Here is a 17,626-nt window from a genome sequence, read left to right on the forward strand (position 1 = left end):
GCCTTCCAGCTGGAACTTCAGGGTGCCCCGGCGGTACGCCTCGCGTGGGTCCTCCTCCGGGATCCAGCTGCCGCGATCCCAGATCAGCACGGGGCCGCCTCCATACTCACCTTTCGGGATGATGCCTTCGAACTTGTTGTACTCGATCGGGTGATCCTCGACGTGCACGGCCATGCGCTTGACGGCGGGATCCAGGCTCGGCCCCTTCGGCACGGCCCAGCTCTTCATGACCCCGTCCAGCTCCAGCCGGAAGTCGTAGTGCAGCCGGGTCGCGTCGTGCTTCTGGATCACGAACTGGAGGGAGCGGCCCCGCGCGGCTTGCCTGCCGACCCGGCCGCGCGGCTCGGGAGTGGCGGTGAAGCGCCGCTTCTTGCGATAGGTCGCCAGTGCCACCGGAATCTCTCCCTCAGCTCGCCCGGCGCCCGCGCGCCGACACGCCGCGTCCCGCCGTCCGTCCGGACGCCGTCGTACGCCGCCGGGATCCGGCGCGGCCCTGCTTCTGCTCGAGGCTCTTCTTGAGCAGCGGCATCAAATCGACGACGACCCCGCGCTTCTTCGCGGGCGCCGGCTCGCTCTCATCCACCTCCGCGGTCTTCCCGGAGGCGACCTTCTTCTTGATGAGGGCCATGAGATCGGCGGCGTAAGTATCCTTGTACTTCCCGGGATTCCACTTCTCCATCATTCCCTTCACCAGCTGTACCGCCATGTCGGCCTCTTTCGGCGACACGCGCGCTTCGCGCTCCCCGGGAATCTCGAGGCCTTTCGTCGAGCGCAGCTCGTGATTCCAGCGCAGGACCTCCAGGACCAGGACTCCGTCCCGCTCGAGCAGCGCGGCCATGTGCTGGCGCGTGCGCATCACCACGCTGGCGATGCCCACCATCCCGGTGCGCCGCAGCGTCTCGCGCAGCAGCGCGTAAGCCTTGGCGCCGCCCTTGGCGGGCTCGATGTAATAGGGACGCTCGAAATACAGCGGCGAAATCTGCGAAGCCTCGACGAAGCCCACGAGGTCGATCGTCTGCGTCGCCTCGACATTGGCGCGCTTGAGATCCTGATCGGTGAGCACGACGTAGCTCCCCTTGCGGTACTGATAGCCGCGCACAATCTGTCCCCAGGGGACCTCCTTCTCAGTCTTCTTGTTGATACGTTTGTACCCGATGGGGTTCAGGTCGCGCCGGTCGAGCTGATTGAACGACAGCTCGTTCGATTCCTCGGCGGGATGAAGAGCGACCGGTATGTTCACGAGTCCGAAGCTGATGCTGCCTTTCCAGAACGCTCTCGCCATGGCTCGCTTCCTCCAATCTTCACACGATCCAGGATAGGCGCGCGCTCCGTCGCGGGCAAAGGAAAGCTGCAACGCCGATGTGGCGCGGGAATTGCGTACTGCTAGCGGGGTTCGAGAGGTTCTCGAACGATTCTTCAACCCGATTTGGGAGGTCGCTGATGAGAGGCAGATCCAGTCGAAGCAAATCGTCCAGCAGCAGCCGGTCGCGCAGCCGTACCGGCGCCCAGGGCAAATCCAGCCGCGGCGGAAGCCGCTCGCGCAGCCGCACCGGCAGCCGCTCCGCCCGCTCCAGCTCGGGCAGCAAGCCTCGCAGCCGGTCGAAGAGTCGCCGCTACAGCCCCGGCGCGAGCCGCAGCGTCGAGAGCGCCATGCGGCGCCGGAAGCGCGGCACGCTGAAGAGCGGCCCACGCGGGCACGGCGGGACGGTGCACAGCCGCAAGCAGGCGATTGCCATCGGTCTGTCCGAGGCTCGCAAGAAGGGCGCGCGCGTGCCGCGCAAGCGCGGCGGGTCCCGCGAGGCCGCCTGACCCTGGGGCCATCACCCGAGGGGGAAAACGCCGCAACCCTACAGTTTTCCCCCGAATGCCCTCACCTCCGCGCGCCGGGTAGGCTGCTTTCGGTGCAAGGAGGCAAGACCATGCACAGGCACAAGAGCATCACCTTTTTCTTCGCCATTCTCTTCGCCGGAGTCGGAATGCGGACCGAGGCGGCAGCGAAGGAGAAGCTCGACGGCTATCTGGAATTCAAGAAGCCGCCCTATCTCATCGTGGACGGCCAGCGCCTCGAGGTGACGAAGAGGACGAAGCTGGACGCGGGCAGGTACCGCAGCGCCTTCGATGTCCCTCTTGGTTACTCCGTCAAGGCACAGGGCCGCCGGCGCCGCGACGGGACCATCGCCGCGAAGAGCCTTCAGGCGACCCGCAACGGGTCGGAGTTCATGGAAGGCCAGGTGATGTCGGCCACCAACGAGGAGGAGAGGAAGTATCTCGCGCAGCGAGCGATCTACGACACGGGACCTCACGGCGAGCGCAAGCTCGTCGGCCGCCTGATCACCGACGGCCCGGAGGTCGAGCGTTGCCGGCGCATCGTCGATCGCCTCCTCCCTTCCTATGTCGATCCGGACAGCGTCCGGGTCTACGTCGTCGACAACAAGGCCTGGAACGCGATGGCGATGGCCAACTACTCGGTTTACGTGTTCAGCGGGCTGCTCCCGGACATGGACGATGACGAGCTGGCCATCGTCCTGGGACACGAGCTGGCCCATGCCACCTACGAGCACAGCCGCCGGCAGGCCCGCAGCGGCCTCGTCGGTAACCTGGCGGGAGTCGCCGCGATCATCGCCTCGCAGCGCATCGGCAGCGAGCGCGGCCGCGTCGTGGCGGAGGGAGCGACGCTGCTCGGGGTCACGACCGTCGGGAACGTCTACAGCCGCAGCTACGAGGATCAGGCCGACCGCGTCGGCCTGCGCTACGTGTACGAGGCCGGCTACGACGTGCGCAAGGCGCCGCCTCTGTGGAAGCGCTTCGCGGAGAAGTATGGAGACGGCAGCCGGGTCACCAACTTCTTCTTCGGCGACCACTCGCTCGCCAGCCAGCGAGCCCGGGCGCTGCAGACCGAAATCACGCGCAATTACGGCAATCGGAACATCGATCCGCCCAGCGCGCAGGCGGTGGCACAGCGCTGGTGATTGGGCGGGGAGCTTCAGAGCGACTTGAGATACTCGACCAGGTCTTTCTTCTGCTCCTCGCTCAGTTTTAGCCCGCGTGTCGAGTCGTAATGGCTGACGACCGCGTCCAGCGTCGGGAAGCGCCCGTCGTGGTAGAAGCCGCCGCGGGTATGGGTCCAGAGACCGCGCAGCGGTGAGGTGCGATAGGCCTCGTCGGGTGATCGCTTGGCCTGGAAATCATCGATGACCATCTCTTCCGCCGTGTGCATGTTCCATCCGGGCTCGGTGAACAGTGGAGGAACGTGGCAGGTGGAGCATTTGCCGTCTCCATTGAACACCGTCCGGCCGCGGGCCGCCGCCTCGCGATCGAAGCTTCCCGAGGGAGGCCGCGGCGCGGGAATGGCCAGCTGGTAGAAGTGCAGCGAGGCCAGCTTCGGAGTGATGCGGTCTTCGTCGGAGCGGACATGCCCGAAGCCGTTCGCCGCGGCGATCGGGAACTTGGCCGCATCGTCCAGCCGCGGGTCGTAGAACGTCCCCTTGCCGTGCATCTCCAGATTCGCCACGAAAGCGTTCCAGTGGGTCACGGATCCCCAGCCGGTCCAGGTGTGCAGGTTCACCCCGGCCATGCCGAAGGCGGGGGGAATCAGGGTCGCGGAGGTGCCTCCATCGGGACCCACGGTCTTGCCGTCCAGGATCAGCTCCGCGTCGAACTTTCCGGGTCCCCACTTCTTGAGGACGTCGCGCACCGCATCCTGGCTGACATTCAGCAAGCCGGCGATCGGCTGCAGATTGGGGGCGAGGGAGATGATCGTGCCGACGTCCAGGTCGCGGTTCGCCCAGCCGTCCAGGCGGTGCCCGATGCCGGGCGCCAGGGAGTTGTCCACCGTTGAATGGCATAGGGCGCACTGGATCCCCATCGACCGGAGCTTTCCGGAGTCGTCGAAGAAACCGGTCACACCCACGACGGAGTTGAGCTTGAGGAGCGCCAGCGTCGTGGCGGGAGAATCGAGATCAACCTGCCGCCTCCTGAGCTTGTCGATCAGTGTCGAGGGGAGCGCGTCGACGTCCACCTTGAGACCGACCGCGAGCGCGGTCCGCGGCGAGACTCCGGGCCCCACGCCTCCGAGGTTTGACCCGGCAATCGCCTGGTGCAGGTGCAGTAAATCGCCCCAGAAGGCCTCGTCGCCGAAAGTGTCGAAGCGGAAAGTGCTGCGCCCTTCCCCCATCATGCGCTCGCCATTGTCGACGATGGCCCGGTCATAGGTGGTCAGACGCGCAGGCCGTGTGTCGCTCGAGCCTCCCATGCCGGCAAGCACCAGCAGCAGCGACAGCGTCCCGGCCGCTCCCAAGAGTATCTTCAAGCGTCGCATCAAGTCCTCCATGGATGGGCGTCCGTGGACGCCCGGTGGTCCGCGCACATCGCAAAGTCGTCGCGGGCTTCGTGCTGTGATCGAGACAATACCGTTTTTCCCGGATCTCCTTGGCCGTGAAGCCGATCCTCCGGTGTCGCTCCTACAGAGTGCGGCCAGGCGCGCGGCGTGACGAGTGATTCATCGATCTCTCTTTGTCTTTTTCTTCAGAAAAAGTGCCTTTACAATGGGAGCCTCTGGAGGCGACATGGAAACGCTCGTGCTGCTGCGGAGCGCCCGGCAGTCGGCTCTTTCCGACGAGGAGATCGTCCGGAGGATCCGCGCCGGCGAGACCTCCCTCTTCGAAATCCTCATGCGCCGCTACAACCAGCGCCTCTATCGAGTCGCGCGATCGATTCTAGGCAGCGAGCTCGAAGCCGAGGACGTGATGCAGGACGCCTACGTGCGAGCCTACGAGCATCTCGAGCAGTTCGCCGGACGGGCGCTCTTCTCCACCTGGCTCACCAAGATCGTCGTCCACGAAGCCTCGGCGCGGCGCCGCAGGGCGGCGCGCCTCCGCGCCTTCGATCCCCTCCTGCGCGGCACCCAGAAAGCGGAGGCATGCTCGCGCATGAGCATCGCCGAGCCCGAGAGCCGCCTCTTCGATCGGGAAGTGAGGCTCCTGGTCGAGCGCGGGTTGGACGCGCTGCCGGAGAATTACCGGATTGTCTTCGTGCTCCGCGAGATCGAGGAGATGGACACGGCGGAGGCGTCCGAGGCGCTCGGGGTCAGCGAGGAAGTCGTGCGCACGCGCCTGCTGAGGGCGCGCGCCATGCTCCGCAAGGAGCTCTATCGCCGGGCCGGCGTCACGCCCGCCGACCTGTTCACGCTGCACTTGGCGCGCTGCGATCGGGTGGTGCATGCCGTGATGCCCCGGATCGCGCCGGCGGCGGCGCCTCCGGCGTGAGGAAGGCCCATTTCCGATGAGTGAAGAGAAGGAGTTTTCTTCCATGCGTATCGAAAAGGTCATGCATCGACCCGTGGTTACCGTGAAATCCGACGACCATCTCGGAAATGCCGCGCGGCTCATGTGGGAGGAAGATTGCGGGGTGCTGCCGGTCGTGGACGCCGAGGATCGAGTGATCGCCATGATCACGGATCGTGACGTCTGCATGGCGGCCTACACCCAGGGACGCCCGTTGGAGTCGATCCCGGTGAGCAGCGCGATGTCGAGCCAGCTTTTCGCCGTCCGCGCGACCGATGCGGTCGAGGTGGCGGAGAGGGAGATGGGCGAAAAACAGGTGCGGCGGTTGCCGGTCCTCGACACCGACGGGCGGGTCCTCGGGATCCTCTCGGTGAACGACCTGGCGCGCGAAGCGACCCGGTTCTCCGGCGGCCGCGTCCTGGACGCGAACACGGCGCTGGTCCGGACGCTCAAGGAAGTCGGCACGCCGCACCACGGCAGGCGTCGCACCGCGTAGCGTCCCGTTCGCCGGGACGTTGTCCGCCTGATTTTTTCGGCGAGGGGTCCGGTACATCCCACCATCGCCAGCAGGCCGATGGGTCTTTGGCGGGGCGGCGCCGTTGACACGGCGGCGCCGCCCTTCGTATGCTGGCTGCAACATCGATTCGCTCTGCACACAACTTGGGGGGAAACCATGGCTCCTGGGCCGGCTCGCCGCCTTGCCGCGTTGATCCCGCTTGTCGCTCTGATGTCGATCCCCGTGCTCGCGGCCGACACCGCTCCCGCGCCGGCGAAGGAGATCGGCGATTCCTGGGAGGTCACGTCGCAGATGGCCATGCAAGGGATGCCGATGTCCCTGCCGGCCCGCACCATGAGGATCTGTACCGCGAAGGAGTGGAAGGAGCCGCCCGTGGCCGCCGACGAGCGCAGCAAGTGCAGGAACAGCGATTTCAAGAAGGAAGGCGCCAAAATCACCTGGAAGACGGTGTGTGAATCGCCCGACATGACGGGGGAAGGCGAGATCACGCGCAGCGGCGACACCTACGCCGGATCGCTCAAGTTCACCTCCGCTCAGGGAAGCATGACGACGAAGCTCAGTGGCAAGCGTCTGGGTGATTGCGAGATCAAGAAGTAGAGCCGCATAGCCTCGGCAGCTCCCAGGGCGGCGGGATCTCCCGTCGCCCTTTTTCGTCCCTGCCCCCGTTCCACTCCGAGCTCCAGGCACGTGAGATAATCCCGCTTCGATGTGGGCGTTTAGTTGCCGCGGGACGGGTGCCTGATCCGGCGCCTGTCCAGGCCGTTCGCCCTGGCGGAGAGCCTTCACCGTGATGATCGAAGCCACCGGCTCCGCCCTACGCGTCGGAGTGATCCTCGATCAGCCTGCGCCGCGCTGGGTGCACCAGGCCGTCCGCGCCATCCAGGCCCTGCCCGAGGCCCGCATCGTCCTGCTCGTGCAGATTGCGCCGGGGAATGTCGATCGCGGTGGAACCGGAGGCGGTTGGAATCATGCCGCCTACCAAGTTTTCCAGCGCCTGGACCGGCGCCTTTATGGCCGCCGCGCCGATTCTCTGGAAGAGAGCGATGTGGCTTCCGGGTTGCCGGGATGCCCGATGCTCGCCCTGCATCCCGGGAATATCGAGGAGCTCCAGGCGCACCGGCTCGACGTCCTGATCGATTTCCGCCGGCAGGGCCCTCCGATCGAAGCGGCCGCCAGCGCCCGGCTGGGAGTCTGGAGCTATCGCCACGGGGCGACGCCGCGCCTCGCGGCGCGGCCCCCGGCATTCCGGGAGGTGGCGGAAGGGAAGGAGCCGTTCTTCTCGGCGCTGGTCTCGCGGGACGGGGAAGAGGGCTCGACCCGCCTGCTCTATGCTTCCTGGTCGCCTACTCACAAACGCTCGGTCTACCGGACGCTCGATCAGTGCCTTCCCAAGCTGGCGCAATTCCCGGCGCGCGTCCTGCGCCGGCTGCATTCCGGGGATCCGATCGAGGCGCGGGGTGGCGGAATCCCGGAGGTCGTCATGGAGGGCCCCTACCGGCCGACCCCCCCGGGAAACGGCGAAGTCGTTACGGCCGTGGCGAAGCTGGTGCGGCGCTTCGGGCGTGATCTCCTCGGAGGTCGCCAGGTTCGCGAAGGGTGGCGTCTGGCCTGCGCCTTCGGAAAAGAAGGGCTGTCGCCGCGTCCCGACCGCATCCTGCCTCCGCCTCGAGGAACGTATCAGGCCGACCCCTTCCCGATTGCGACGGAGGACGGGTACTGGATCTTCTTCGAGGAAATCCCGGCCAGCGGCATCGGCCACCTCAGCGTCATGAAGATGGATGCTGCCGGAGCCTGCGACGCCCCGCGCGTCATCCTCCAGCAGCCCACCCACCTTTCCTATCCGGGCGTCTACCGGATTGGAGCGGAGTGGTACCTGCTGCCGGAATCAGCAGGGTCGGGAAATCTGCAGCTCTATCGGGCGACCCGCTTTCCCTTTGAATGGGTCGAGGAGGAGCGGCTGCTGGAAGGAGCGCGGGCCTACGATGCGACTCTCGTCGAAATCGGCGGGCGGTGGTGGATGTTCGTGAACCATGCCCCGGAAGGAGGCTCGACCTGGGACGAGCTGCATCTCTACCATGCGGAGCGGCCGCAGGGTCCGTGGATCCCCCATCCCCGCAACCCGGTGGTCTCGGATGCCCGGCGCGCGCGACCGGCGGGCCATCTGTTCGAGTATCGCGGCGCCTGGTACCGTCCCGGGCAGGACTGCGGAACGCGCTATGGCAAGGCGATCGTGGTCAATCGGATCGTGAGGATCGATGAGAAGGAATACGAAGAGGTCGAAGCCGCCAGGATTCTTCCGGACTGGGATCCCCGTGTGCTGACGGTCCATACGTTGAACCGTGCCGGAAACCTCACGATGCTGGACTGCATCGTCCGTGACAGGCGCAGAGACGGTAAGGATGCGGAGTGGTCGTAAAGCCGATCAGGCTTCGGCTAGCGGGCGGTTTCGAGCGTGCGGCGAGGAGAATCGACTTCGACAGTGGAGCCCCCGGTTACGGGTGCTTCTCGCAGGGAGCGGCCGGGATCCAGGGAGGGGCGCCGATCGGGAACGGATCCCGTTGCCTTCGGGCCGATCGGCTCAATCTGGCGGGCCCGGACCACGAAGCGCTCCGGTGCGGCGCCGATATAGTTGAAGGGGAAGCAGGTAATCAGCGTCAGCGTGGGAGTCGAAGAGGACTTGAGGACGCCCATGTCTTTTGGACCGACGACGCGATGCGATTCGACGCTGTATTCGTGCACGCCGTCGGGAGTCGTGATGCGGACGCGATCGCCCTCCCTCACGCCCGACAGACGCCGGAAAAAGGAATCCCGGTGCCCGGCAAGCGCAACGTTGCCGGGCTCCCCGGGCAATGAGGTCTCGCTGAGGTGTCCCACGGCGCGTCGCAGAACGCGCGTGCTGGTGCCCTCGGCAACCATCGCGCTGACCCCGAGACGCGGGATCTCGATCCTCCCGATGAGGCCGCTTCTGGAGATTTCCCGCCGCGTTGCCGCGGCGCGCACCACCTCCTGCTTGTCACCCTGGACCTGGCCGAATGTCTTGCCCCGGATCGCATCGTTCAACCGGCGCTGCTGCAGCCACTGATAGACGGTGGCATCGAGCCAGTTGAAGGCGAAGACTCCCAGCGATAAGGCGGCAACGACGAGAAGGACTCGCTGCAGCCACGTTAAGAACTTTTGGCGGGCCATAACCGCTCCGGATCCTTTGATAAGTAAGGAAAGAGGAGGGGAACCACGGCGCCACCGGTCGCGGCGCCGCGGCGGTCCCTCTCCAGCACTACTGAACCCTGCGAAGCCCCAACAGCCTCAGCATGACTGCTCCGCCCAGGGCGGAGAGACCGAGCGCCAGGGCCAGGAAATCGTTGCTGCCGGTCCTCGGAAGAGCATTCCGGTTCTGATCGGCCTGGTTCTGGTATTGAGCGGCGTTGGGATCCGTGTTGGGGTTCTGGTTCTGATACTGATCCCGGTTCGGGTCGGCATTCGGATCGGTGGTGGGAGAAGTCGGCGAATCTGCCGACTGGCTGCCGGTCACATCCGAGGTCGAGGACCCGGTCGGCTGATCTGCGGCGGGCGGATCGTTGGTGTTCCCATAATCGGTCTGGGCGATGCTCACGCTCCCGGCCAGCGAGAGAACGAGGACGCCCAGCAAGGCGAGCAACATGCGCTTCATAACTCATCCTCCTTGGATTGCGGTAGGAGCCGCAGCCCTCCTCCTGCTTGCGTCCGCGTACCGCGTTGAGCGACTAATAAGTCGCTGAAATCACTCGAGTGTTCAGACGGGAGCATCAGCAAGCCCAATGCCAGCCGCGAATCGATTTTTCACAAGGAGAGGCTTACCGGGCGGCATTCTCGAGGCTGGAGACTCGAAGCGGCACGACTCGGAGAAAATCTTCCTTCGCCTCCGGAGTTTCCCTACGTGATGCTACGGAGGGTTTGAAATCACCGGATCCCGCCGCTCGGCGGCCTTTGTCCCCTGACCGGGACGAGCGTCATCTTTCGAGGCGCTGAATTCAACAGGAGGCGCCTGGCCGCCGGATTGCCTGGGAGACCCCCTCACTGAGATGTAAGGGCTTCCGGGCGCTCCGAACCGGGGGTTCGCCGGTTGAGCACCGCCGGCCTTGGGGAGAGAATCGGGAATCATGTTCCGCGCACTCGGAAAAACCTGCCTCGCCATGGCGCTTTTCGCGGCCCTGAGTCCGTTGGCGCGCGCCACGATGACCGATGCGGCGCCCCCGGCTCCCGAGCCGGGCGGTACCGCCGCCGTGCGCGCTGGAGCGCCGGAGCGAATCACCGAATACCGGCTCCCCGAGACGTTGCATCGCGAGGCGCACTTCCTCAGCCGGCTCCGCTTCGCCTCACGGCTGTTCGGAGTCGGCTACTCGCTCTTCATCCTCTGGCTCATTCTGAGGACCGGTTGGTCCGCGCGCTTCAGGAGTTTCGCCGAATCGGCTTCGCGGTTCCGTCCCCTCCAGGCTCTCCTGCTCACCGGGTGTCTGGCGCTCACTTATGCCGTGCTGAGCCTGCCGCTCGACGTCTTCGACGAGGTCGTCCTCAAGCGCTACGGCATCTCGGTCCAGTCCTGGGGCTCATGGATGGGGGATTGGGCCAAGGTGGTCGCTCTCGTCACGCTTCTCGGCTCCCTGGTGGTCTGGATTCTCTATGCGCTCATTCGCGTCAGCCCGCGACGATGGTGGCTCGGGTTCTGGGCCATCACGGTCCCGCTCGCCGTCGTCCTGGTGTTCCTGCATCCGCTCATCATCGATCCTCTGTTCTTCCGCTTCGAGCCGCTGGCTTCCAAAGCGCCGCAGCTGGTGCCCGAGCTCCAGCGGGTGGCACGACGCGCCGGATGGGAGGTGCCGGCGAGCCGCATGTTCTGGATGGAGGCGAGCGTCAAGTCGGTCGTGCCGAACGCTTACGTCACCGGGGTGGGCAGCTCGAAGCGGATCGTGGTCTGGGACACAACTCTGGCCCAGGAGACGACCGACGGGATCGTCACGGTGTTCGGCCACGAGCTCGGCCACTACGTTCTCGGCCACGTGGCCCGAGCCCTGGTCTTTTTCTTCGCGGCCAGCCTCGCGGTGCTCTACGCGGTGCAGCGCGCCGCCGTAGGGTTGCTGGCGCGGCGCGGGGAGGCCTGGCGCCTGAGCGGTATCGGCGACTGGGCGTCGCTTCCGGCGCTGCTCCTGCTGGCGGGTGCGCTGGGGCTTCCGGTGGCGGTTCTCGGTAATGCCTTCTCCCGCTACCAGGAGAACCAAGCCGACATCTATTCTCTGGAAGTCACCCACGGGATCCTGGCCGATCCGGGCCAGGCCGCGGCCGCCTCGTTCCAGAAATTCGGAGAAAAGGTATTCGTGGATCCCGATCCGAACCCGCTTTATGTCCTGCTGTTCTACGACCATCCCACCGTTGCCGATCGAATTCGGCTGTTCGCGACCTACGACCCCTGGTCGAAGGGCAGGGAACCGCGCTTCGTTAAATAATCCGCGCCGGCAATCTCCGATCCATTCGCCGCGCCTCGCTGCTTCCGCTCCGCATCCATCACCTTTGGTCGCTGCCCGGGCAGGGGCACCCTTGCACCCGGCGGCTGGAAAGCTGCCGCGCGTGAAGGGCCGATATACCCGCGATCGAATCTGACAGGTCGTCGCCGGTACAGGGATTCCCCCCCTGCTATGGGGTTATTGCCCCGATGTCCTGAGGGGAAGGGTGTGGCTACCCTACCAAGGTCACCAACGAGGTCCCAAGGAGCGAGGAAGCAACGATGATGAGAAAGGATGCGATGCGCCGCCCAACCCTGGTGAGAACGTCATCCCCACTCGATGAGCACTCCGGCGCGCCCGGCAGGGTGTCGCAGTTTCCTCCCCCGGTCGGTGAGCCAAGACCCCGTGACGGTCTCCTGCATCGGATCTTCGAGGGGCAGGCGGATGCGCGGCCGCGCTCGATGGCGGTGCTGTGGGACGAGAGAGTGACGGCGTATTGCATTCTGGAGGCGCGCGCCAACCGGCTGGCGCGACACCTGCGGTGCCGCGGCGTCGGCGCCGGATCGCTCGTCGCCATGCTTCTGCCGCAATCGCCTGAGGCCTACGTCGCCCTGCTCGGAATCCTCAAGGCGGGAGGGGCCTTCATTCCCCTCGATCCCGATTGGGATGGGGATCTCACGGCGAGCCTCCTGCGCGACTCGGGAGCTACGGCGCTGGTGACCAGCGACGAGCTGGCGGCGCCCTATGCGAATCTTCCCGTCGAGATCGTGCGCCTCGACGCCGATCGGGAGGCGATCCTGGCGCAAAGCCCGATGCGCCTCACTCGGGTCGAGGTCGGTCTGAAGGCGGAAGACCTGTGCTGCGTCATCTACGACCCGGCGTCTACTGGCCGGCCGCGAGGCGTGATGATCGAGCATCGCAATGCCGCGCACCTGGCGCGCGCCGAGCGCTGGCTCTACAGCATGCGGCCGGACGACCGGGTCTACCAGGGCGCCTCGCTCTCGTCGGACCGCTCCCTCGAAGAGATATGGCTTGCCTTCTCGGCCGGCGCGGCCCTCGTCCCCGCGACCGCGGAAATGGCACGCTCGGGACCGGACCTTCCGCAACTCCTCGCACGGCGGGGGGTCACCGTGCTCTCGAGCGTGCCTACTTTTCTGTCCCTGATGGAGGGGAGCGTGCCGAGCCTCCGCCTCCTGATTCTCGGAGGGGAGCCCTGTCCCCCTCCTTTGGTAAAGCGCTGGGCCCGGCCGGGTCTGCGCATCTTGAATACTTACGGTCCCGCCGAAGCCACCGTTGTCTCGACCTGCGGCGAGATGCGGGCGGGACGCCCCGTGAATCTGGGCACGGCCATTCCGGGCACGCGCGTCTATCTCATGGACGAGCGGCAGCGCCCCGTGGCGCGCAGTGAGGCGGGCGAGATCTGCATCGCGGGAGGCGGCGTGGCCCGCGGCTATCTGGGCGATCCCGAAGAGACGCGACGGCGCTTCGTCCGCGATCCCTTCGCGCCGCGTGATGAGCGCCCCGCACGGCTCTTCAGGACCGGCGTTCGGGCCAGGCTGGATTGGGACGGTAACTTTCAGCTCGTTTCGCCGGGCGAGGGGCTGCCGGGAATGCCGGATTTCGCGGGGGATCCGGTGGCGATCGAATCGGCCTTTCTGGAGATGCGCGAAGTGCGGGCGGCGGCCCTGGGCGTCCGGGAGGACGCCGCCGGATCGCCGCAACCGGCTGCGTACGTCGTAATGCGCCGCGGCGCGCAGCTCGACCTGGCAGCCTTGCTCGATCACCTTCGCCGGCGTCTGCCGCCCGAAAGAGTGCCCCCGACAGTCGAAGTGGTCTCCGCACTGCCGCTTCTCTCTACCGGCGGCCTGGATCGAGCGGCGCTGGCGCGACCGCTCGTTTCCAGGCTCACTGCTGCCGGGAGCGAAACGCAGCGGCGGATTCTGTCTCTCTGGGAGGATCTCTTCAGGCCGTGCACCGTGTCCCCGGAGGACCATTTCTTCCTGGATCTGGGCGGGACCTCCCTCATGGCGGCACGGCTGGCGCACGAGCTTCGCAAGGTTCCCCATCTCGCCCAGGCTTCCACGGCCGATGTCTATCGATACCCGACGGTCGCGTCGCTGGCGCGAGAGCTCGAGGCGCGTCTCGTGGAAGCCCCGCGCCGCGCGGTACGAAAGACACGGCGCCGCCCTTTGTGGCGGCGGATCCTTCGTCGCGCCTGGCGCGCCCTCGGCTTGGAAGCAGCGCGTCACGTGCCGCATCCCCTGAAGTTCAATGAGCTGCGGGAGCAATCAAGTGAGCGGGAGGAGACTTACGATGAGCGAGGCCAAGGCTCGTTTGCATGAAGTCCAGGTACGGTTCGTCCGCTCCGTCGACGGCGACCTGCGGGAAGCCCCGGCGGAGGCGGCCGCCGGCCTGGGCGCGGAGGAGCGGCTGCACCTGGCGAGGATTCGCCGGGCGGAAGAGCGCCGGGACTTCCTGGCCGCCCACGCTCTGGCGCGCCGGATGCTCGTTCGGGCTTCTGGCTGCCTGCTCGCGCAGCTGCGCTTTCGGTTCGCTGCCGACGGGCGGCTCGAAGTGGCGGCGCCTGCCGCGGCAATCCCTTTCCGCGTGAGTCTGGCTCACGCCGACGGCATCGCGCTGTGCGCCGTCGCCTTGGGACGCGCCGTGGGGGCTTGCGTCGAGAGCACCCGCGCGCTCGGTCCTTTGGGAATGGCCTCGTCCCTCTGCTCGCTGCGCGAGCAGCAGGCGATGAGAGCCCTCACCGCCGGAAAAGGAGTCGAAAGTCTCGCCTCCCTGTGGACCCTCAAGGAGGCGATTGCCAAAGCGGCACGCCAGGGAACATCCACGGAGACCTTCGAAGTAGGAGATGCGTCAACCTGGCACGTCGCCGTCTGGCGTTTGACGCCGAATCATTTCGCCTCGGTCGCGCTTCCGGGAGAGGCAGGGGAAGGACAGGTCATGCATTGTGAGGAGGATAGCCCGCGCGTCGTGCCCACGCCCGATCGGGTCGCGCTCAAGAGAGCGTGACCAGCTCGCTCATGAGCAGTCCTCGCGAGGCGACACAGCCGAAATCTGTTCTGCCATCTCCCGATCGCGACTAATTGACTGAGGGGAAGGTTCTTTCCTTCCTTCGCGCCGCCGCTCGGCTGCGTGGCACATCGATTGCTCACCAACGCAAATCCGACACGAAGTCGGCCTTTCCAGGGAGTTGAAGGTGCCGATTCGAATCCTGCTCGCCGATGATCACCAGATAGTTCGACAAGGAATCCGGGCGCTGCTCGAGGAGGAGCGGTTCGAGGTCGTGGCGGAAGCCTCGAACGGGCACGAAGCGCTTCAACTCGTCGGCACCACACAACCGGATGTCGCCATCCTGGATCTGGGAATGCCAGGGCTCAACGGCGTCGACACGGCCCGGGAGATCCGCCGCATCTCGCGCAACACCCGCACGTTGCTCGTCACGGTCCATGACGAGGAGCCTTACGTGCTCGGAGCGCTGCGCGCCGGGGTGACCGGATATGTGCTCAAGACCCAGGCGGCCACCGACCTGGTGCAGGCAGTGCACGAAGTCGTCTACGGGAAGATCTACCTGAGTCCCGGTATCTCCCGCAGTGTCCTCGAGCTCTACAAGAATCGCGAGGAGCTGCCTCCGGACCCATTGTCCCCCCGCGAGCGCCAGATTCTCCAGTTGGTCGCCGAAGGGAAGTCGACCAAGGAAGCCGCCTCGATCCTGGGCGTAAGCGAGAAGACGGCCGAATCGCACCGCACCCACCTGATGAGCAAGCTCGACATTCATCAGACCGCGGGCCTGGTGCGCTATGCCATCAAGCACGGCATCGTGCAGGCCTGAGGCGCGCCGCTACCCCCCGGCGGCGCGCTTCTCCCATTCATCCCTTCTCTAAATCTTTGTCTACTTTAGCCTTGGGCACACGTAAGGAAGGCTCCGGGGAACCCCCCGGGACGAATAGGTTGATTCACTGCTGTCCGCCTCCATCGGCGGGGTGTATTTCTGTTAGCGCTATCTTGAGCGTGCCGAGATCCCCTCGGCTCTCAAGAAATCAGGAGGCGATGTCATGAAGAAGCAAGAGCGGTTCGAAGAGCCCAAAGATCGCAAGTCACCGGCCGACCGGAATCCCAACTCTCCGAGCGGCGAGACCGATCCCGACATCGATGATCTCGAAGATCGCGACGAGGAGGAGAACGAGTATCGCGAGCCCGAAAAGCCGACCGGCACCGACCCCCGGCGCCGCGGTCAAAGTCACTGAAGCGGAACATTCCAAGGGCTGCCCGGGTTCATTCCATCGAGATTGACTGCAATCTCGAAGCTGTACCGTTCCAAAATGATTCAAGGAGGTGAGCCATGAAGTCGAGCGCGAAAGCCCACGAGCGTCCCCGTCCTCTGAAAGCCGACAAGGACAATCAGGACTGGGCCGAGTTCGGGCCCGAGCCGGAAAAGCCCCGGAACCATCACGATTGGGAATCGGATCCCGATCCCGACGAGGTCGATTTTGTGGACACCCTCGACCTGCCGGTGTTGACCGGAGAGGCCTGAAAAGGCAAGCAATAGCCTGACCGTTCTGCTCGCGCCGGTTGCTCGCTGAGCCGGAGGACGTCGAAGGCTTTGTCCCATAGAGGACCCGGAGGCGGCGCTCATCAGCCTCCTCCGGGTCCGGACCCCCCTGCCCCTCACCCCACCCGATTCGCACACGATTCGCACACCCTTCCCCTTCGGCGCACACATCCGGGTCCTAACGTCTCCATCAGACGGGATCCGAGCCGGGTTCCGAAAACAAAGAAGGAGGCGTGACATGGCGTGGGGTCGGTGGGTGCAGGTTCTAGGTCCGTTGTTCTTGACGGCAATTCTGGGGGGTACTTACGCGGGGGCAGCCTCGGAAGAGGCCGACAAGACACTATCCCCCTACTTCCAGCTCCTCGCCCCGGAGGGCGCTTCCGACGCCTTTCCGCTCGAGTCGACCGAAGTCGACGCGACCATCAATGGCGTCATCGCGGACGTCCGGGTCAGACAGACCTACGCCAATGAGGGAGCGGCGCCGATTCATGCGCGCTACGTCTTTCCGGGATCGACCCGGGCGGCCCTGCATGGCATGAGCATCCGGATTGGCGACGAGGTGACCGTCGCGAGGATCCGGGAGCGCGAGACGGCGAAGCGGGAATTCGAAACCGCCCGGTCGCAGGGGAAGAGCGCCTCGCTCCTGGAGCAGCAGCGTCCCAATGTCTTCACGATGAGCGTTGCGAACATCCTGCCGCTGGATCGCGTCGAGGTGGAGCTCCACTACACCGAGCTGCTGGTGCCCACCGACGGCACTTACGAGTTCGTCTACCCGACCGTGGTAGGCCCGCGCTACGTCAGTGGCGCCCCGCGGTCCGAGGGGCCCGCACGTCCGGTACGGGAGGCCGAGCCGATGGAATGGGCGAAGAGTCCCTTCCTGCACGAGGGAGAAGCGCCCGCGACCCGTTTCGCCATCCGGGTGGTCCTCTCCACCGCGATTCCACTGCGCGACGTGCACTGTCTTTCCCATGCGGCGACCGTCGACTGGAAGCGGCAGGACCTGGCCGAGGTGTCGCTGGCCAATCCTGACGAGTTCGCGGGAGACCGCGACTTCATCCTGGATTACCGTCTGGCCGGGAACGAGATCCAGAGCGGGCTCCTGCTCTACCAGGGAGAGAAGGAGAGCTTCTTCCTCCTGATGGTCCAGCCTCCCGAGACGGTCAGGCCCGCCGACATTCCGCCGCGCGAGTACATCTTCGTCCTGGACGTGTCGGGCTCGATGGAAGGCTTCCCTCTGCAGACCGCCAAGGCTGTCATCCGGGACCTCATTGGCGGGCTGCGGCCCGTGGACCGCTTCAACGTCGTGTTGTTCGCGGGCGGCGACCGCGTCCTGGCCGAGCGCTCCCTGGAGGCGAGCCCGGAGAACGTCCGCCTGGCCCTCCAGGCGATCGAGAACGAGCGGGGGGGTGGGGGGACCGAGATCGTCCCCGCTCTCAAAACCGCCATGGCCCTGCCGCGGGACGAGCGCGCGTCCCGCAGCGTGGTCGTAATCACGGACGGCTTCGTGGCAGCGGAATCGGAGGTCTTCGAACTGATCGCCGCGCACCTGGACCGGACCAATGTCTTCAGCTTCGGTATCGGCTCTTCGGTCAACCGTTACCTCGTGGAAGGAATGGCGAAGGCGGGATTGGGCGAGCCGTTCGTCGTGACCGAGCCGGCCGAAGCGGCCGGGGCCGCCCGCCGGTTCCGGGAATACATCGAGTCTCCCGTCCTCACGCACCTCCAGATCGAGTTCGAGGACTTCGATGCCTACGATGTGGAGCCTCCCGCCATCCCCGACCTGTTC

18 protein-coding genes are annotated in these 17,626 nt (G+C 65.9%); 13 read left to right on the forward strand and 5 right to left on the reverse strand.

The window, feature by feature from the left end; all coding sequences use genetic code 11:
- Positions 1 to 393: DNA polymerase ligase N-terminal domain-containing protein (locus tag VFW45_03130; GenBank protein ID HEU5179757.1), on the reverse strand; the 393-nt coding region annotated here is incomplete at its 3' end.
- 13 nt (positions 394 to 406) lie between these two features.
- Complete coding sequence (locus VFW45_03135) at positions 407 to 1,282, reverse strand: Ku protein (protein ID HEU5179758.1); 876 nt, start codon at positions 1,280 to 1,282, stop codon at positions 407 to 409.
- 158 nt (positions 1,283 to 1,440) lie between these two features.
- Between VFW45_03135 and VFW45_03140 the strand changes: the two genes are divergently transcribed.
- Positions 1,441 to 1,809 (forward strand): DUF6496 domain-containing protein, encoded by a 369-nt coding sequence (locus tag VFW45_03140; protein HEU5179759.1) that lies wholly within the window; start codon positions 1,441 to 1,443, stop codon positions 1,807 to 1,809.
- 110 nt (positions 1,810 to 1,919) lie between these two features.
- A complete protein-coding gene (locus VFW45_03145; GenBank protein HEU5179760.1) occupies positions 1,920 to 2,969 on the forward strand; it encodes a M48 family metalloprotease in 1,050 nt (349 codons plus the stop codon).
- A gap of 14 nt (positions 2,970 to 2,983) precedes the next feature.
- On the opposite strand, the gene VFW45_03150 is transcribed toward VFW45_03145, so the two are convergent.
- Positions 2,984 to 4,318: a hypothetical protein gene (locus VFW45_03150; protein HEU5179761.1), complete on the reverse strand. Its 1,335-nt coding sequence runs from the start codon at positions 4,316 to 4,318 to the stop codon at positions 2,984 to 2,986.
- Positions 4,319 to 4,565: 247 nt separating this feature from the next.
- Here VFW45_03150 and VFW45_03155 point away from each other — a divergent pair, with 247 nt between their 5' ends.
- From VFW45_03155 to VFW45_03170, 4 genes are all read left to right on the forward strand, one after another.
- The gene (locus VFW45_03155) at positions 4,566 to 5,264 is read left to right on the forward strand and encodes an RNA polymerase sigma factor (protein HEU5179762.1); all 699 of its coding nucleotides are present in this window, start codon (positions 4,566 to 4,568) and stop codon (positions 5,262 to 5,264) included.
- 43 nt (positions 5,265 to 5,307) lie between these two features.
- Positions 5,308 to 5,778 (forward strand): CBS domain-containing protein, encoded by a 471-nt coding sequence (locus VFW45_03160; GenBank protein ID HEU5179763.1) that lies wholly within the window; start codon positions 5,308 to 5,310, stop codon positions 5,776 to 5,778.
- A gap of 177 nt (positions 5,779 to 5,955) precedes the next feature.
- Positions 5,956 to 6,396, forward strand: coding sequence for a DUF3617 family protein (locus VFW45_03165; GenBank protein HEU5179764.1), 441 nt, complete (start codon positions 5,956 to 5,958; stop codon positions 6,394 to 6,396).
- A gap of 190 nt (positions 6,397 to 6,586) precedes the next feature.
- Positions 6,587 to 8,215: a hypothetical protein gene (locus VFW45_03170; protein ID HEU5179765.1), complete on the forward strand. Its 1,629-nt coding sequence runs from the start codon at positions 6,587 to 6,589 to the stop codon at positions 8,213 to 8,215.
- Positions 8,216 to 8,232: 17 nt separating this feature from the next.
- On the opposite strand, the gene VFW45_03175 is transcribed toward VFW45_03170, so the two are convergent.
- Together VFW45_03175 and VFW45_03180 are read right to left on the reverse strand one after the other, a co-directional pair.
- Positions 8,233 to 8,985 (reverse strand): class D sortase, encoded by a 753-nt coding sequence (locus VFW45_03175; protein HEU5179766.1) that lies wholly within the window; start codon positions 8,983 to 8,985, stop codon positions 8,233 to 8,235.
- An 88-nt stretch (positions 8,986 to 9,073) separates the two neighbouring features.
- Entirely contained in the window at positions 9,074 to 9,466 is a 393-nt protein-coding gene (locus VFW45_03180; GenBank protein HEU5179767.1) for a hypothetical protein, read from the reverse strand.
- A gap of 469 nt (positions 9,467 to 9,935) precedes the next feature.
- Between VFW45_03180 and VFW45_03185 the strand changes: the two genes are divergently transcribed.
- From VFW45_03185 to VFW45_03215, 7 genes are all read left to right on the forward strand, one after another.
- Positions 9,936 to 11,276 carry a M48 family metallopeptidase gene (locus VFW45_03185; GenBank protein ID HEU5179768.1) on the forward strand — a complete coding sequence of 447 codons (1,341 nt, stop codon included), beginning with the start codon at positions 9,936 to 9,938 and terminating at the stop codon, positions 11,274 to 11,276.
- 278 nt (positions 11,277 to 11,554) lie between these two features.
- Positions 11,555 to 13,615, forward strand: coding sequence for a non-ribosomal peptide synthetase (locus VFW45_03190; GenBank protein ID HEU5179769.1), 2,061 nt, complete (start codon positions 11,555 to 11,557; stop codon positions 13,613 to 13,615).
- Positions 13,587 to 14,300, forward strand: a complete 714-nt coding sequence (locus VFW45_03195; GenBank protein ID HEU5179770.1) for a 4'-phosphopantetheinyl transferase superfamily protein — start codon at positions 13,587 to 13,589, stop codon at positions 14,298 to 14,300. Before VFW45_03190 ends, VFW45_03195 begins: the two co-directional genes overlap by 29 nt.
- Before the next feature lie 187 nt (positions 14,301 to 14,487).
- Complete coding sequence (locus VFW45_03200; GenBank protein ID HEU5179771.1) at positions 14,488 to 15,120, forward strand: response regulator transcription factor; 633 nt, start codon at positions 14,488 to 14,490, stop codon at positions 15,118 to 15,120.
- A gap of 223 nt (positions 15,121 to 15,343) precedes the next feature.
- Positions 15,344 to 15,535 (forward strand): hypothetical protein, encoded by a 192-nt coding sequence (locus tag VFW45_03205; GenBank protein HEU5179772.1) that lies wholly within the window; start codon positions 15,344 to 15,346, stop codon positions 15,533 to 15,535.
- A 95-nt stretch (positions 15,536 to 15,630) separates the two neighbouring features.
- Positions 15,631 to 15,822 (forward strand): hypothetical protein, encoded by a 192-nt coding sequence (locus tag VFW45_03210; GenBank protein HEU5179773.1) that lies wholly within the window; start codon positions 15,631 to 15,633, stop codon positions 15,820 to 15,822.
- A 256-nt stretch (positions 15,823 to 16,078) separates the two neighbouring features.
- Positions 16,079 to 17,626 (forward strand): VIT domain-containing protein (locus VFW45_03215; GenBank protein ID HEU5179774.1); only part of this gene is annotated, 1,548 nt, incomplete at its 3' end.

This window comes from Candidatus Polarisedimenticolia bacterium (genome assembly GCA_035764505.1).
Lineage (GTDB): Bacteria > Acidobacteriota > Polarisedimenticolia > Gp22-AA2 > AA152 > AA152.

Coding starts and splice junctions, on each gene's coding strand:
- VFW45_03185 (HEU5179768.1), top strand. CDS start 9,936: ATGTTCCGCGCACTCGGAAAAACCTGCCTCGCCATGGCGCTTTTCGCG.
- VFW45_03135 (HEU5179758.1), bottom strand. CDS start 1,282: ATGGCGAGAGCGTTCTGGAAAGGCAGCATCAGCTTCGGACTCGTGAAC.
- VFW45_03205 (HEU5179772.1), top strand. CDS start 15,344: ATGAAGAAGCAAGAGCGGTTCGAAGAGCCCAAAGATCGCAAGTCACCG.
- VFW45_03155 (HEU5179762.1), top strand. CDS start 4,566: ATGGAAACGCTCGTGCTGCTGCGGAGCGCCCGGCAGTCGGCTCTTTCC.
- VFW45_03145 (HEU5179760.1), top strand. CDS start 1,920: ATGCACAGGCACAAGAGCATCACCTTTTTCTTCGCCATTCTCTTCGCC.
- VFW45_03195 (HEU5179770.1), top strand. CDS start 13,587: ATGAGCGAGGCCAAGGCTCGTTTGCATGAAGTCCAGGTACGGTTCGTC.
- VFW45_03150 (HEU5179761.1), bottom strand. CDS start 4,318: ATGCGACGCTTGAAGATACTCTTGGGAGCGGCCGGGACGCTGTCGCTG.
- VFW45_03175 (HEU5179766.1), bottom strand. CDS start 8,985: ATGGCCCGCCAAAAGTTCTTAACGTGGCTGCAGCGAGTCCTTCTCGTC.
- VFW45_03160 (HEU5179763.1), top strand. CDS start 5,308: ATGCGTATCGAAAAGGTCATGCATCGACCCGTGGTTACCGTGAAATCC.
- VFW45_03210 (HEU5179773.1), top strand. CDS start 15,631: ATGAAGTCGAGCGCGAAAGCCCACGAGCGTCCCCGTCCTCTGAAAGCC.
- VFW45_03165 (HEU5179764.1), top strand. CDS start 5,956: ATGGCTCCTGGGCCGGCTCGCCGCCTTGCCGCGTTGATCCCGCTTGTC.
- VFW45_03180 (HEU5179767.1), bottom strand. CDS start 9,466: ATGAAGCGCATGTTGCTCGCCTTGCTGGGCGTCCTCGTTCTCTCGCTG.
- VFW45_03190 (HEU5179769.1), top strand. CDS start 11,555: ATGATGAGAAAGGATGCGATGCGCCGCCCAACCCTGGTGAGAACGTCA.
- VFW45_03140 (HEU5179759.1), top strand. CDS start 1,441: ATGAGAGGCAGATCCAGTCGAAGCAAATCGTCCAGCAGCAGCCGGTCG.